The organism is Coleofasciculaceae cyanobacterium, from assembly GCA_036703275.1.
In the GTDB taxonomy this organism is placed as follows: domain Bacteria; phylum Cyanobacteriota; class Cyanobacteriia; order Cyanobacteriales; family Xenococcaceae; genus Waterburya.
Genome location: DATNPK010000096.1, coordinates 343929 through 358282 on the forward strand (window position 1 = coordinate 343929; position 14354 = coordinate 358282).

A 14354-nucleotide genomic window follows, 5' to 3' on the forward strand; every position below is an offset into this window, starting at 1 on the left:
GATCGCGCGAAGCCAATTATTTCTAGATCAAGATTGATTTTGGCTGCCAGTAAGATTATCGATAAGATCTAATCGAAAAGTAGTGAGAGCTAATGTAACCAATCGGTTAATTAACTCTCTATTTTTAATTAACTATCACTTTGTCATCATCTTGAGCCGATTCGACAACAGACTTATTTTTTATCTGTTCTTCTTTAGTCATCAGCTTAACAATGGAAGCCTTTTCTAATAATCCTAGAAGCTCTCCTGTTTCACTAAGTACGACTAGTTCTTGAACTTCTTTAGTCTCGAACATTTTGGCAGCTTCTAGTAAAGAAGTATTCGCGGGAATTGTATCTGCTTCGGGTACGGGTTTGACTAGCTCATGAAGATAAACCTCATTCCATTGAGAAGTAGGAATCTCTTTTAAATCCTCTGTGGTAACTGCACCAGTTAGCTGTTGATTGTCATCTACTAGCAAAAACTTTTTCCAACGCTCTTTACCAATTACATAGTTATTAACAAACTCTCGGACAGAAAGATGGTTATTCACGATTGGACTATCAGCAATTACCGCATCTCGAGCAGTATACTGACTCAACTTATCTTGTACTGTGGCAGATTGGGCAGCAAAACCAGCATTTTGCAATAAAAACGTACCAATCAGTAAAGTCCAAATGCTTCCCACTTGGCTGATACCTAAGACAGATAAAATACCTAGAGCAATAGCAATCCAACCAATTACCTGACCAACTCTACCAGCAAAGATCACTCCTTTATTCGGATTGCCTGTGATTTTCCAGACAATAGATTTGAGGACGTTACCACCATCTAGGGGAAGCCCAGGAATCATGTTAAATAGTGCTAGTACTAAATTAATATATGCAACCAGAGAAATAACCGCTTTAATAGGCAGGCTGAGGGGGACAGTAGCTGTGATTAAAGTAAAGACACCAAAAAGCACAAGACTAACTAATGGTCCAGCGATCGCCACTAAAAACGCCTGAAGTGGTGTTTCTGATTCTTTTTCTAAGGTAGCCAAACCACCAAAGATAAATAAAGTGATTGATTTAACGGGAATGTTCTGAGAAATTGCGACAAAGCTATGTCCAAGTTCATGAGCTAATACGGAAGAAAAAAGTAGCAAGGCAGAAACCAAGCCCAATAGCCAAGGCATTGCCCCCGTCAGCTGTGGGAATTGAGTTAGGCTAGAGCCATAACTCCAGGTGACCAAACCCAAGACAAAAAACCAGGAAGGATTTATAAAAAAAGGTATCCCAAATAAATTTCCGATGCGAATATTGCCGTTCATGGCACGCTCCTATCTAAATGACGCAATAACATTCCACTATAGTTGAATAGTTAAATGAGGAATGCTTTATCTTCTTGTTTACTTTCAAGTTATCAATATTAAAATTGTAACGAAGCGTAAATAACAATTGATCCTTCTAACGTAGAGTAAAAACCGTCATTAAGATTACGGTAACAACTTGATAAATTTTGGCATAATAAGTGTAGAAATATGCTGAAACAATATGCCAGATATAATTCCTCAATATCCCGACTCTTATAGTCAAGAAGATATTCAACAAATTTTGCAGTTAGCGATCGCAACTCACTATACCGACGAAGAACTTAGCAGACAGCAGCTATGGGAGATCGCTTCTGAGTTAGACATTAATAATGCTACAATTCAAGCTGCCGAAAGAAAATGGCTAGAGCAAAAAGCAGTTGATCGCCAACGTCGTGCTTTCGATCTGCACCGACGTCAAAAATTTAAACAAAAATTAACCAAATTTGCGATCGTCAATACTTTTATAGTTTCTTTTAATTTTGTCGCTGCGGGAACTCTTTCCTGGTCATTATATATTTTGCTATTTTGGGGTTTAGGCATAGCCTTAAGTGGTTGGAAAGCATATCAATCTCAGGGAGAGGAATATGAACGAGCTTTCCAAAGATGGAGCTTTCAAAACGAAGTCAAGCAAACTGTAGCTACGGTTTGGACTAGACTGCAAGAAGCTTGGCAAGCTTGATTTAATTAAATTAAAAATAATTACAGAAAATGATTAAATTAAGTGCCTGGGGTACTCAACCCCAGTATTTTTTTGCCTGCTTATTTCAATCCCAGAAAGTTTTTTAGCCATTCCAAAAAGTTACCTACATCCTTGGTAGAAACTTTGAGTAAAGAAAGTATCCCTACCACGATTAAAATTGTGCCAATCAAAAAGTTATTTTCATATAAGGCCAAACCGACGATCGCAATAAAATAAGGAGAAACAATACGACTGATTTTCTCTACTGTGGTGACAACCTCTTTATCTTCAACAATTTCTTCTGTTTGCAAAAAAGTGTCTTGGGGGGAGGTTAAATTAGTAGCGGCAGGCGGTGAAAGTTTAATGTCTTTTAAATCAGACATGGTAGGCTTTTGTGGTTCACGGGGCGACTTTCCAAACATAATTCAACTCATCTATCAGTAAATCTATATTGTTATTTTAAGCTAGCCCGATCTGAGAAGTTAATTTGCAATCTAGTTTAATTTTGAAGACCAAAATAAGTCAGGATTAAATTTTTTCTCCCGGTATTAATAATTTCATGGGTTTCTCCAACCTCAACAGCGACACATACTCCTGGGGTTAAATCATATTCGCGTTCATCAATCCGAATTGTTCCTGTTCCTTGACTAACAAAAAACACTTCACACATATCCTGATGAAAATGAGCAGAAGCTATTTGTCCTGGGGCGAAAGTCGCTTGAGAAAAATTGGTTAAATGGGGTAAGTCTCCGCAAGCGAGCATTATCTTTTTGGTGATTTCTGGATTGTGAGACACCTTTTGTGGTGGCAGATTGTTTAAATTGGTAATTTTCATAATTGTCTTCAGTAATTAACGCGACATAAACAAAAATTAAGCTCAAATAATTGCGATCGCGCAGTTATACTTTTAAGCCTTTTTGTACCGATATTTCCACAATTAACTCCACAATTTGATAATAGAGATACGAGTCGCAGCTCAATGTTTGAATAAAAGTCATACAAAAATACCCAATTTCAGCACGTCATGCCCAAATTGCTTTCTATTAGACAAATACCTGCCATACCTATTACTAAATCTAACTTCAAACCCTATGGTCAGTTAATTACCCTTTCTCCTGATGGTAAGGCTTTTGATGAAAGCGACGCAGTATTGAATCTACAAAATGGTATTCCTCGCTTTTATCTGATGCACCTGAAACATCGAGGCAGAACTTTCCATCAGATTACCCGTCATAGCTTGTGTACCCAATGCTTAGGTTCATTAAACGGTAAAGACTGGTTGATGGCGGTATGTCCTCCTTCGGTTAAAACCGAACCAGATATCAATCAGATGAGTGCGTTCCGTATCCCAGGAAATTGTTTTATTAAACTAGAGGTGGGAACTTGGCACGCGGGACCATATTTTGATCGCGAAGCAACAGATTTTTATAATCTAGAACTTAACAATACTAATGTAGTTGACCATTTTACTCACAATTTTTCCCTCAAACAAGATCTCAAATTTGAAATTATTGACTAATTTTCTCCAATCAATTTAAAAATATCATGAGTCAGGAATGGGCGATCGCTACCTACGGTTTGACCAAAAGATTTGAAGGGCATATTGCCGTTAATGAGATTGACCTGAGAGTTAAGGCGGGGGAAGTATATGGCTTAATTGGCCCTAACGGTGCGGGAAAAACTACGCTAATTAGGATGCTGGCAACGGCAGAAAAACCAACTACAGGAGAGATTTATCTTGATGGCGATCGCCTGTTGCGAGATGATTCTAATTCTTTGCTAAAACAGCGGATCGGTTATCTTCCTGACGATTTTCCTCTTTATGACGATTTGACTGTCTGGGATTATTTAGATTATTTTGCGCGGCTATATTGTTTAAAACAGCCGAGTCGCCGTCGTCGTTTACAAGAAGTATTAGAACTAGTTCAGCTAGAGAACAAGCGCAACAGTATTATTTTTACTCTCTCGCGGGGAATGAAGCAACGCCTAAGTTTAGCCAGGACGATTATTCATGAACCAATATTATTACTTTTAGATGAACCCGTATCAGGCTTAGATCCTCTGGCAAGACAGCAGTTTCGCCAAATAATTAAAATTTTACAAGAGGCGGGAATGACAATTCTTATTTCTTCCCATGTGCTAAGTGACTTAGCCGAACTCTGCACCTCTGTAGGAATAATGGAATTAGGATTTTTAGTAGAAAGCTCCTCACTAAAAGACCTGTATCAAAGGTTATCTCGTCAACAAATTATTCTCAGTACTTTGGGTAAGATGGAGGTGTTGCAACAAAAACTGAGCCAAAACCCCTTCGTAGAAACCTGGTCGATGATTCCTCAAAGTAATCGTCTTAAAGTCAATTTTACGGGAGGAGAATCTGACTGCGCTGAACTGTTGCGATCGCTTATTATAGCTGATATTCCGCTAACAGAATTTTACTGTAGCCAAGAAGATCTCGAAACTATATTCTTAAAATTAGGACACCAACAAACTTCTTAAATTTATCGAATCGGCGATAATAAAAAATCCCTACAAAGTTAAATAACTCAGAATTATGAAACAAAATATACGACTGTTTCACCACTTAAGTTCATTATGGGAAAAGTTTTTAGACTGGAATCCTCAGTTATTTCGAGAGATTAAAGGCAAACTAAAAACAAGAAACGTAGTTGCTGCTGCCGCTGTTTCTAGCGTTACTCAGTTTGTAGCGGTTATTTGCTTGTTAGGTGACTTGCCCGATCCAGATCCCCAAGCCAGATTAGGTGTGCAGTATGGTCGCTATGGCATGGGCAATATTTACGAAGACCTTGGCAGCTATCATTATCAGCATCTCCCTTATACTAAAGATCTGCTCGATAATTGGATAATTAACTGGCAATTATTATGGCTAGATTTATTTGTGAGCCTCAGTATTATTAGTATTTTTGCTCTACTAGTGGTGGGAACGTATATGCTAATTGCCGATACTGTTAAAGAAGAGAGTCGCGGCACACTGAACTTTATTCGCTTGACACCTCAATCTGCCAGCAGCATTTCTTTAGGAAAAATTTTGGGTGTTCCAATATTACTTTATATCGTTATCTTATTATTTTTACCACTGCACTTAATCGCAGGTTTGGGCGCACGAATTCCCCTGACTTTAATTCTTGGCTTTGATGCGGTAATTCTTGCCAGCTGCGCCTTTTTCTACAGCTTGGCATTGCTTTGGAGTTTGATGGATTTTGGCTTATCAAGTTTTAAACCTTGGTTAGCTAGTGGAGTAATTGCCACTGTGTTATTAGTTTTCACCAAGACTCTATTTAACAGTGATTATTTAACTTTAGATAATCCTCTGGGCTGGTTGTTTTTATTTAATCCCAGTTTAGTTCTGTCCTATTTAATTGACGCTACCTATCTACCCGACAACAAAATTGGCTTTTTACCAGCAAAAAATTTAGGGGAACTGCTATTTTATGGACAGGCTCTTTGGACAAAAGCTAGCCTGGGTATCAGCTTAATTATATTTAACTTCAGTCTCTGGACATATTGGTGCTGGTCGATCTTAAAACGTCGTTTTCATAATCCAGAGCATACTTTATTTAGTAAAGTGCAAAGTTATTGGCTAACTGGTTGGTTGGCGGCGATCGCCCTTGGCTTCACCCTGCAAAGCACCGCCGAAAATGACTTAACAGAATACTTTATGTTTAGCCAATTCTGTTTGTATGTCTGGGGTTTAGGATTAATCGCTAGTCTCAGTCCTCATCGTCAAGCGTTACATGATTGGGCGCGGTATCGTCATCAAATTAACCAAAGTAACAATGCTCTTTGGAAAGAGTTAATCTTTGGCGAAAATAGTCCTTCAACAGTAGCAGTAGCAATCAATTTGGCAATTGCGATCGCCTATATCACTCCCTCAATCTTTTTACTCCTAGATTTTGACAAGCAATTCGTCTTCTGGGGTTTTATGTTAAGTGCTGGAAGTATTACACTTTGCGCTATTGCTGCTCAATTTATCTTGACTGCCAAGACGCGCAAACGAGCAGCTTGGTCGGTAATTACCGTAACGTCAATGATTGTCGTACCACCTGTTTGTTTTGGTCTAGCTGAAATATCTCCTCAAACCATACCTCAAGCCTGGCTGTTTAGTTTTATTCCCACTGTCGCTACTGAATATGCCACCACCTCGGCTATCTTACTAACCATGCTCGGACAGTGGTTAGCTGTTGCTTTGATTGGTTTACAAATGACTATAAAACTCAAGCAAGCAGGAGCATCGGAAACTAAGATGTTATTGTCTCAATCTCGTTAAAAATAAAGATTTTTGAGCCAAAAGCGATCGCCTGATTGAGAAAGCGATCGCTTTTTTACATTCGTGGATTATGTGGATTATCAAGTCACATCAATCAATTTTATTTGGTTAATTTTCCAAACCTGCTTGTTGAAACATTTGCTGAGGCATGAAGAAGAGGGGGAAAGGTTAAAGGTAGGATTAATCCTTTTCCCCTTAACCCTTACCCTTTCACATTTTCCCCTTCTCGGTAATACTTTTAGATCTGGTATCGACCAACCAAACTCTAGCCACTCCTGCTTGCAGATAATCTGTGGCTTTCTCCGCTAAGTTACCAAATGCTTGCCCTGGAGAAATAATTTCGATGACTAATTCAGGTGCAGCAGGACAAACCTGATCAAGTATCCAATCAGCACTAAGACACGCATGAGAAATATAAGTCAAGTCAGGAACAGGAATCCAATTTGCTCCATTCCTTTAGAGTCTAATCGCCCATTCTGGATAAATTCGCCCTCTTTCCTGACACCAAGTTTGCAACAAAATGATTAAAGCAGCTTGTACGGCAGAATGAAATGATTTTGGAGACATTTTGGGATATAGCTTGACCGTCTACAAATTCATAAGGGCGATCGCCTTCAGTCAGTTCAAAAAATTCTTGGATGGTTAACTTGGTGGTTGATCAAACCATTGTGTTTAAGTTGGATAGCTACAAATATTCTATCAGTTAGTTTTGGGTAAGAGGCGATCGCCTTTTTCATTAGTCAATCATAAATGATCGATGTTTTTAGACTTCAATCGCTACTCATACACTATTGGGTAAAAAATTTCTGATATATAGTAGGGGCGAACGATCGTTTACCTTAGTAGTGCGTCTAGGCTAGAATGCTGGGCTGATTCCCCAAGCTTGGGGGTAGGGGGCCCAAAATAATTTTTAATACCCAACAAATTAATTTAGACGCGCTACTAGGACTAAAACGTATAGAAAAACTACTACAGCCTAACAATAATGATAGTTATCGGTTTAATGAGTGGGACTTCTGTTGATGGTATTGATGCTGCCCTAGTAGAAGTCACTGGCACAGAAAAAGATCTCAAAGTAAAGCTGTTATCAGGACAAACCTTTGCTTATCCTGAAGTATTAAGGGGCAAAATATTAGCAGTTTGTGGCGCAAAAGCCATGAATATGGCCGAATTAGCCGATTTAGATGATGCGATCGCGACTCAGTTTGCAGCAGCAGCGCAAAAAATTCAAGCTCAGCAGACCACAGCAGCATTGATCGGTTCTCATGGTCAAACCATATATCATCGACCGCCCGTTCGAGATCGCCACAATCAGACTCTGGGCTACAGCCTCCAAATTGGCAGAGGAGAATTAATTGCTTATCTTACTGGTATCAAAACTATTAGTAACTTTCGCGCAGCAGATATTGCAGCAGGAGGTGAAGGCGCACCCTTGGTAGCAAAAATCGATCTTTGTTTACTGTCTCATCCGACTAAAACTAGAGCGATTCAAAACCTTGGTGGTATTGGCAACGTGGCATACTTACCTCCTAATACAACATTGAACTCAGACCAACAAATAGTTGGCTGGGATACTGGGCCGGGTAATGTTTTATTAGACTTAGCCATTGCTCGTCTGACTAACGGAACTCAAACTTACGACCACGATGGACAATGGGCAGCCCGGGGAATTCCCGATCGTCAGTTGATACAGCAATGGTTACAGCAAGATTTTTTTGGGCAATATCCGCCCAAGTCTACAGGTAGAGAACTATTCGGCAAAGATTATTTAAATCAGCGTTGGCAAGAAATGGATCGAGCAGGACTTAATGAAAGCGATCGCCTGGCAACTTTAACCGAGCTTACTGTAGCCTCGATCATTCATAGTTATCAGCAATTTTTACCCCAAATGCCAGACGAAGTTTTGCTCTGTGGTGGTGGCAGCAAAAATACATATCTCAGACAACGCTTACAAGCTGAGTTAATATTGTCACATAAACATATACATACACATATACGTACAACAGATGAGGTCGGAATCAACGGAGATTTTAAAGAGGCGATCGCTTTTGCCGTTTTAGCTTACTGGAGAGCTATGTCTATTCCTGGTAATTTACCTCAAGTTACAGGAGCGACAAAGCCAGTCTTATTAGGAGATATCCATTCACCCTTGATGATATAGACTTTGCTCTATACAAATAACTAAATACATTAACGAATATAGCTTTATATAACCAAGTTGAGATTATGAGGATAAAGTTGTGGCTCATAGTTTCTTAATTGAATCGGGCTATTGGAATGTAAGTGGTTATTGGCTGAAGCCCAACCTAGTACCTATACCTCTTGAAGGAGGAATCAAAATTGATTGGAAACGAGCTAACTGGTTCAAAATGACCACGAGCTTAACCTGTGATGATCAGACGGCAACGAAAATAATCTTATCAATGCCGAGGCAATTTAAATTATGAAGCAAATCACTATACTTATGTTTCACAACACAGCCTTTTGGGGAATATTGAAGGAGAGGGTAGACTCATAGCTCAATCTATCATTCAATATTATTGGTTTATTGGAACTGCCAGCAAACAAAAAGGACTAGATACTTATTATCGTCTCAACCAAAATACCTATTACCTGACTAGCAGTATCTTAGATGATCACAGCATTAAACAGACAATTGAAGCCACTGTGAAACGTTAACCCTGCTTGAGTGCAAAATTCGCTCAGAGATTACTCTGTCTCTTCTCATCAATCAAACCTGCCAAAATTAATTTCCTAAAACTAGCTTCATAGATAGAAGAATGAATACAGATCGTAACTATGGTCGTTTACTTGCCAATCGTTATCAACTAGCTAATTTAGTAGGCGAAGGTGCTATGGGTAGAGTTTACCTAGCAAAAGACACCGTATTAGGTGGCGTAAGCGTAGCAATCAAATTTTTGTCTCAAGCCTTACTTAATGATAATATGCGCGATCGCTTTGAGCGAGAAGCAACAATTTCGGCTCTTTTAGGCGAAAAAAGTATTCATGTTGTTAGAGTCAAAGACTATGGTGTAGACGACAACAACATTCCATTCTACGTTATGGAATTTCTCTTAGGAGAAAGCATTAATGAAACAATTCACTATCAACCAACACCTTTGCCAAGATTTCTGACTCTAGCTCGTCACGTCTGTCTGGGATTAGAATCTGCTCATCAGGGAATTTACCTGAATGGCGAATTGTGTCGCGTTATTCATCGAGATATTAAACCTAGTAATATAATTGTAGTTCGAGATCCTACTTTAGGAGAAGTTGCTAAGATTTTGGACTTTGGGATTGCCAAACTAATCCAGGCAAGTGCTAACCAAACTCAATCTTTTATGGGGACTTTAGCATACTGTTCTCCCGAGCAAATGGAAAGCAAAGAATTAGATAATCGTTCTGACATCTACAGCTTTGGGGTCATGATGTACGAGATGCTGACCATGGATATGCCCTTGCTGCCTCAAAATTCATCTTTTGGTGGTTGGTATCAGGCTCACCATAATTTTAAGCCCGAGCCATTCAGCACCAGTCTTAATCTACCTCAAGAACTGCAAAATTTAGTGTTTCGTTGCTTAGCAAAAGAAAGAGGCGATCGACCCCAAAGCGTTCGCGAAATTTTGGACACACTTGAAGCAATCGAGCAAAAAAGTAAATCTTACCCAACTAATCCCCATAATCCTCAGCAAAACATTTCATTAGGACATCAGGCAAATATTGCTGTACATCGAACTCGCGATCTAGAATCGGTTGACGATCAAACTCTCAACGCGGAATCTTCGGTAACGGAAATTTGTTTGCAAACTGCCTGGCCTAAAGATAAACCTCTACGCAAAATTGTTTTTGCTCAATTGATTGATACTCATTTGGGAGAAGCTCCAGTTCTCTGTGTCATGTTAGACCAAGGCGATGTTTCTCAAAGAATATCTAGTACTCGCTATAATCAGTTTTTATATTTGGGAAATCCTTATCCCATGTTGCTTTGGATTACTTTACTCTATAATCCCGAACACGGCGTAAAATGGCTTCCCTGTTATCTAGACCTTAAATCAAACAAAGGACAGCAAATTACTCGCGTTCTTGCCGAAAAAGGCAAATATCGTATTTTGTTTTATGGTCTGGACGAACCTCAACAATGCCAACATATTGCTAGCTCAGTAATTAATGCTCGTAATTGCAAAATGTTACAACAATGGGCAAACCTGAGTCAGGTAACCAGAAGTGTCGGCGATGCCAAAATGGCTAAAAAAATTCTTCAACAAGAGCTAGAAAATCAAAAAGAAAAGATTTTAGCTAAAGTCAAGGCTTCCAAGTTAACCGATGTCAATTCAGGGAAGTAAGTTCTGCTTGAACTTATCTTGTTTGCTCGCTCAGAGTAGGCAGCAAGAAGTTGAATATTCTAGTTAGTATTGTTGTAAATGATATAATTGCCGAACAGCAAGCTGCTAATGGACGAAGAATTGAAAAGCTTTAAAGTGGGCGATCGCGTTAAGATAATCTCCTTACCGGCTTACGTTAAAACCGCAGAACCCATGCCCATGTTGCGCTCTCCAGATATTTTAACGGTTGGAGAGGAAGGTATAATAACAGATCGCCGTCCTGGTGGTTATTATGGCATTCGCTTTACTCAAGGGGCTTTTTTGCTAGAAAGTCAGTATTTAACGTTAATGATTTAAAATGTGAAGCCGATAATAAGTAAATAGTTAGTAGTAAATAATTTGAGATCAGCCATTTCTTCTATGGAAGTATCAGAATTAAAACGCAATATTGAAGCCATCGCGTTACGCCTGGGTAAAACTCAGGAATATCTTTGACCCCCTTGCCTTAAAAGCCAAGGTGCAGGACTTAGAGCAAAGAGCAGCACAACCTGAATTTTGGGACAATCAAGTTACGGCTCAGCAAGTTTTGCAAGAATTAAACGATTTAAAGTCTAATTTAGAGCAATATCAAAATTGGCAAAGCACCTTAGAAGATACTAAAGCGATCGCTGAATTATTAGAATTAGAATCAGACGAAGCCCTAGCTACCGAAGCCCTAGCTAACTTAGAACAGCTCAACCAAGAGCTAGAGCTTTGGGACTTACAGCAGCTTTTATCTGGCATTTATGACACTAGAGGTGCAGTATTAACAATTAATGCTGGTGCAGGCGGTACAGATGCTCAAGATTGGGCACAGATGCTGTTGCGAATGTATACTCGTTGGAGCGAAAAAGAAGGCTATAAAGTCCGTTTAGCTGAATCTTCTCCAGGAGATGAAGCAGGAATAAAATCTGCCACCTTGGAGATTGAAGGACGTTATGCCTATGGATATTTAAAGGGCGAAAAAGGTACTCATCGCTTAGTTAGAATCTCGCCCTATAACGCTAACGGTAAGCGACAAACTAGCTTTGCTGGGGTAGAGGTAATGCCCAACTTGGGAGACGAAGAATTAGATGTAGAAATTCCCGACAAGGATTTGGAGATCAAAACTTCTCGTTCTGGTGGTGCGGGAGGACAAAACGTTAACAAAGTAGAAACTGCCGTCCAGATTGTCCACTTACCTACTAAAATAGCTGTACGGTGTACTGAGGAACGTTCTCAGCTACAAAATAAAGAGCGAGCTTTAGCTTTATTAAAAGCGAAACTACTGATTATTGCCGAAGAACAAAGAGCAAAAGAAATTGCTGAAATTCGCGGTGATATGGTCGAAGCTGCCTGGGGTAATCAAATTCGCAACTATGTTTTTCATCCTTACCAAATGGTCAAAGACTTGCGGACAGAAATTGAAACTACCGACGTTAGCGACGTGATGGATGGAAATCTCAACCCTTTTGTAGAAGCTTATCTTCGCCAAGAAAATCAGTTGATTTAAATCACACAACACTGTAACTTTTGATCATAGTGACTAACGCTCGAGTAGCTTAGACTATGAAATATAAATAACGCAGACCCACCTTAATAAAACGGTCTGCATATAATAAATACAGCCCAGGTAAACTAATAACTTACCTGGGTTTAATATTAGGTGTTTCTGCTGATTTTTTTGAAGCTGAATTGGCAGATAGCAAGCTTTAAGCTTTAGAATCAAGCCGTTGTGGTTTTTCGGTATTTCGTGGCTTCAGCTTGATAATTGCCTGACGGAAACCTAAAACCACCAAAATATTTGACAAAGTTAAAAATATTTCTGCACTACCATGTAGCCAATCTACATTTGCCAATTCTTCGCCGTAATGTACTTGGGCATAAATTCCCGCAGGAATTGTTACTACGACAAAAACCAACAAGACATAAAAACCAATTAGGGCTAGACGAGGTGTTTTCCCCGAGCGTGTCATAAACCACAAAAAGCCCAAGTAGGGAAACAAAGAAACGGCAAATAAACTTTCTTTATTCATTTAATAGCAGCGATTAAAAATTAATAAAAATCGAGATACGTTCTCAGTCAGATTTAATTTCACACTTTTTAGAACTACGCCAGATTCCCCAGGCTGCAATACAAACAGTGAAATTACCCACTACCGTCATTGATGCTTGTAAGGTAACTAACCAATCTAAAGATTGGCTATTGTCGAAAAAGTGCCAGGTACAGGCACACATAGCGCTGACTAAAGCAGGTAACATAGCAAAAGATAAATTATACCAGGAGCGATCGCCTGTAATTTCGCCATACTGCCAAATATAATAAATGGCGGCAGCCCATTCGAGAACGCTAGAGACATGGACTATCCAGGTAGGAATTGATAATGCGTGCATAAGATCAGTTTTTAGTTATCTAGATATTTTAGTTTCTAGCCATTCGATGATTTGTTTACCTAAACTTACGTCGTTAAGACGATCTATTTCTCTAATTCCTGTTGGACTTGTGACATTAACTTCGGTTAAATAACCACCAATCACATCAATACCGACAAAGTAAAGATTGTCCTTACCCAACTGAGGGGCAACTACTGCACAAATTTCTTGTTCTTTGTCAGTAATATCTACCTTGGCAGCTTTACCCCCTACCGCCATATTACCTCTAAATTCGTTACCACTAGGAACACGGTTTACCGCCCCAATGGGTTTTCCATCCAGCAAGATAATCCTCTTGTCTCCTTCTTTGGCTGCGGGTAAATATTCTTGAACCATGATTGGTTCGCGTCCCTGTTTAGTACTAATTTCAATTAAAGAATTAAAATTGCGATCGACGGCTTCCAAAAATAAAATTCCTTCTCCGCCTTTCCCACCCAGAGGCTTTAAAACAGCAGATTTTTTTTGCTCGACAAACTTAGCAATTACTGACTTATCCTGACTAACAATAGTTTCCGGAATTACTGAAGTAAATTGTAGCGCGTATACTTTCTCATTAGCAGTTCTTAATCCTTGGGGCGAATTAACTACTAGAGTCTTACTGCGATCGATTAAATCTAGTATGTAGGTTGTATATAAATAAGGAACAGTAACAGGAGGATCGGTACGCATAAACACAGCGTCCATTTCCTCCAGACAAGTTAAGACGCTATTACCTACCTGATACCAATCTGGTTCTGCTTGCCAACGTTGTTCAACTAGCTTTACAGGCTTGAGATTTATTGTCTTTAAATACCCCCAAGCCTTACCTTTAATTATGCTTAGTTGACTAGCTTCAGTTGTCCAAACTTGATGACCTAAGATTTGCGCTGATTCCATCATGGCGACGCTACTATCGTGTCCAGGATCTAGTTTGGCGATTGGATCGATGATAAATGCGAGTTTCACGCTATTTTCCTTATTTTCCTTAAGTTAGTGCTTTGTACTTCTAACTTATAAAGTACAGCTTGGTGATACCTCTCTACAACAAAGCATCTAATTCTCCCTGACTTTCTAGTGCATGAAGATCATCACATCCCCCAATATGGCGATCGCCAATAAAGATCTGCGGTAGACTTGATTTACCATTGGCTCTAACTCTCATTCGATCTCTAGCATCTTCATCTCCATCAATGCAATATTCGCTGTATTCGATTCCTTTGCGATCTAATAGTCCTTTTGCACGAATACAAAATGGACAACGACTCCAGGTATACATTTCTACTTTTGCTGCCATAGTTAAGAAAA

General features: G+C 39.3%; 18 protein-coding genes. 10 read left to right on the forward strand and 8 right to left on the reverse strand.

Annotated elements, in window-relative coordinates:
• Positions 1-124 precede the first annotated feature (124 nt).
• A complete protein-coding gene (locus V6C71_20785; protein HEY9770895.1) occupies positions 125-1291 on the reverse strand; it encodes a site-2 protease family protein in 1167 nt (388 codons plus the stop codon).
• A 223-nt stretch (positions 1292-1514) separates the two neighbouring features.
• On the opposite strand from V6C71_20785, the gene V6C71_20790 reads away from it, so the two are divergent.
• The gene (locus V6C71_20790) at positions 1515-2012 is read left to right on the forward strand and encodes a 2TM domain-containing protein (protein ID HEY9770896.1); all 498 of its coding nucleotides are present in this window, start codon (positions 1515-1517) and stop codon (positions 2010-2012) included.
• An 80-nt stretch (positions 2013-2092) separates the two neighbouring features.
• On the opposite strand, the gene V6C71_20795 is transcribed toward V6C71_20790, so the two are convergent.
• Positions 2093-2434: a hypothetical protein gene (locus tag V6C71_20795; protein HEY9770897.1), complete on the reverse strand. Its 342-nt coding sequence runs from the start codon at positions 2432-2434 to the stop codon at positions 2093-2095.
• A 77-nt stretch (positions 2435-2511) separates the two neighbouring features.
• Entirely contained in the window at positions 2512-2847 is a 336-nt protein-coding gene (locus V6C71_20800; protein HEY9770898.1) for a cupin domain-containing protein, read from the reverse strand.
• A gap of 189 nt (positions 2848-3036) precedes the next feature.
• Here V6C71_20800 and V6C71_20805 point away from each other — a divergent pair, with 189 nt between their 5' ends.
• Genes V6C71_20805 through V6C71_20815 form a run of 3 tightly spaced genes read left to right on the forward strand, consistent with a single transcriptional unit; the run spans position 3037 to position 6297 of the window.
• The gene (locus V6C71_20805) at positions 3037-3531 is read left to right on the forward strand and encodes an ureidoglycolate lyase (GenBank protein HEY9770899.1); all 495 of its coding nucleotides are present in this window, start codon (positions 3037-3039) and stop codon (positions 3529-3531) included.
• A gap of 26 nt (positions 3532-3557) precedes the next feature.
• On the forward strand, positions 3558-4508 hold the full coding sequence (locus V6C71_20810) for an ABC transporter ATP-binding protein (GenBank protein ID HEY9770900.1): 951 nt from the start codon (positions 3558-3560) through the stop codon (positions 4506-4508).
• Positions 4509-4563: 55 nt separating this feature from the next.
• Positions 4564-6297 (forward strand): ABC transporter permease, encoded by a 1734-nt coding sequence (locus tag V6C71_20815; protein HEY9770901.1) that lies wholly within the window; start codon positions 4564-4566, stop codon positions 6295-6297.
• 210 nt (positions 6298-6507) lie between these two features.
• Here V6C71_20815 and V6C71_20820 read toward each other — a convergent pair whose 3' ends face one another.
• Positions 6508-6735, reverse strand: a complete 228-nt coding sequence (locus tag V6C71_20820; GenBank protein ID HEY9770902.1) for a Uma2 family endonuclease — start codon at positions 6733-6735, stop codon at positions 6508-6510.
• A 547-nt stretch (positions 6736-7282) separates the two neighbouring features.
• Between V6C71_20820 and V6C71_20825 the strand changes: the two genes are divergently transcribed.
• The 6 genes from V6C71_20825 (at position 7283) to prfB (ending at position 12150) form a co-directional block, all read left to right on the forward strand.
• Entirely contained in the window at positions 7283-8458 is a 1176-nt protein-coding gene (locus tag V6C71_20825) for an anhydro-N-acetylmuramic acid kinase (protein ID HEY9770903.1), read from the forward strand.
• 79 nt (positions 8459-8537) lie between these two features.
• Positions 8538-8744: a hypothetical protein gene (locus V6C71_20830; GenBank protein HEY9770904.1), complete on the forward strand. Its 207-nt coding sequence runs from the start codon at positions 8538-8540 to the stop codon at positions 8742-8744.
• A gap of 37 nt (positions 8745-8781) precedes the next feature.
• Positions 8782-8976 carry a hypothetical protein gene (locus tag V6C71_20835; GenBank protein ID HEY9770905.1) on the forward strand — a complete coding sequence of 65 codons (195 nt, stop codon included), beginning with the start codon at positions 8782-8784 and terminating at the stop codon, positions 8974-8976.
• Between the two features lie 101 nt (positions 8977-9077).
• Positions 9078-10640: a serine/threonine-protein kinase gene (locus tag V6C71_20840; protein ID HEY9770906.1), complete on the forward strand. Its 1563-nt coding sequence runs from the start codon at positions 9078-9080 to the stop codon at positions 10638-10640.
• Positions 10641-10748: 108 nt separating this feature from the next.
• A complete protein-coding gene (locus V6C71_20845) occupies positions 10749-10976 on the forward strand; it encodes a DUF3148 domain-containing protein (protein HEY9770907.1) in 228 nt (75 codons plus the stop codon).
• A gap of 91 nt (positions 10977-11067) precedes the next feature.
• Entirely contained in the window at positions 11068-12150 is a 1083-nt protein-coding gene (gene prfB, locus V6C71_20850; GenBank protein ID HEY9770908.1) for a peptide chain release factor 2, read from the forward strand.
• A 199-nt stretch (positions 12151-12349) separates the two neighbouring features.
• Here the strand turns inward: prfB and V6C71_20855 are convergent, their stop codons facing one another.
• The 4 genes from V6C71_20855 to grxC all read right to left on the reverse strand — a co-directional run bounded on the left by V6C71_20855 (position 12350) and on the right by grxC (position 14343).
• Positions 12350-12673 carry a DUF3593 domain-containing protein gene (locus tag V6C71_20855; protein ID HEY9770909.1) on the reverse strand — a complete coding sequence of 108 codons (324 nt, stop codon included), beginning with the start codon at positions 12671-12673 and terminating at the stop codon, positions 12350-12352.
• A 43-nt stretch (positions 12674-12716) separates the two neighbouring features.
• On the reverse strand, positions 12717-13031 hold the full coding sequence (locus tag V6C71_20860) for a DUF2499 domain-containing protein (GenBank protein HEY9770910.1): 315 nt from the start codon (positions 13029-13031) through the stop codon (positions 12717-12719).
• 15 nt (positions 13032-13046) lie between these two features.
• Entirely contained in the window at positions 13047-14015 is a 969-nt protein-coding gene (gshB, locus tag V6C71_20865) for a glutathione synthase (GenBank protein ID HEY9770911.1), read from the reverse strand.
• 73 nt (positions 14016-14088) lie between these two features.
• Positions 14089-14343 carry a glutaredoxin 3 gene (gene grxC / locus V6C71_20870; protein HEY9770912.1) on the reverse strand — a complete coding sequence of 85 codons (255 nt, stop codon included), beginning with the start codon at positions 14341-14343 and terminating at the stop codon, positions 14089-14091.
• Between the last annotated feature and the right edge of the window lie 11 nt (positions 14344-14354).

Bases quoted from the DNA above. Each gene is read 5' to 3' on its own strand.
- V6C71_20825 (HEY9770903.1), top strand. From the start codon at position 7,283: ATGATAGTTATCGGTTTAATGAGTGGGACTTCTGTTGATGGTATTGAT.
- V6C71_20840 (HEY9770906.1), top strand. From the start codon at position 9,078: ATGAATACAGATCGTAACTATGGTCGTTTACTTGCCAATCGTTATCAA.
- V6C71_20815 (HEY9770901.1), top strand. From the start codon at position 4,564: ATGAAACAAAATATACGACTGTTTCACCACTTAAGTTCATTATGGGAA.
- V6C71_20785 (HEY9770895.1), bottom strand. From the start codon at position 1,291: ATGAACGGCAATATTCGCATCGGAAATTTATTTGGGATACCTTTTTTT.
- V6C71_20800 (HEY9770898.1), bottom strand. From the start codon at position 2,847: ATGAAAATTACCAATTTAAACAATCTGCCACCACAAAAGGTGTCTCAC.
- V6C71_20845 (HEY9770907.1), top strand. From the start codon at position 10,749: ATGGACGAAGAATTGAAAAGCTTTAAAGTGGGCGATCGCGTTAAGATA.
- V6C71_20790 (HEY9770896.1), top strand. From the start codon at position 1,515: ATGCCAGATATAATTCCTCAATATCCCGACTCTTATAGTCAAGAAGAT.
- V6C71_20860 (HEY9770910.1), bottom strand. From the start codon at position 13,031: ATGCACGCATTATCAATTCCTACCTGGATAGTCCATGTCTCTAGCGTT.
- V6C71_20805 (HEY9770899.1), top strand. From the start codon at position 3,037: ATGCCCAAATTGCTTTCTATTAGACAAATACCTGCCATACCTATTACT.
- grxC (HEY9770912.1), bottom strand. From the start codon at position 14,343: ATGGCAGCAAAAGTAGAAATGTATACCTGGAGTCGTTGTCCATTTTGT.
- V6C71_20795 (HEY9770897.1), bottom strand. From the start codon at position 2,434: ATGTTTGGAAAGTCGCCCCGTGAACCACAAAAGCCTACCATGTCTGAT.
- V6C71_20855 (HEY9770909.1), bottom strand. From the start codon at position 12,673: ATGAATAAAGAAAGTTTATTTGCCGTTTCTTTGTTTCCCTACTTGGGC.
- V6C71_20810 (HEY9770900.1), top strand. From the start codon at position 3,558: ATGAGTCAGGAATGGGCGATCGCTACCTACGGTTTGACCAAAAGATTT.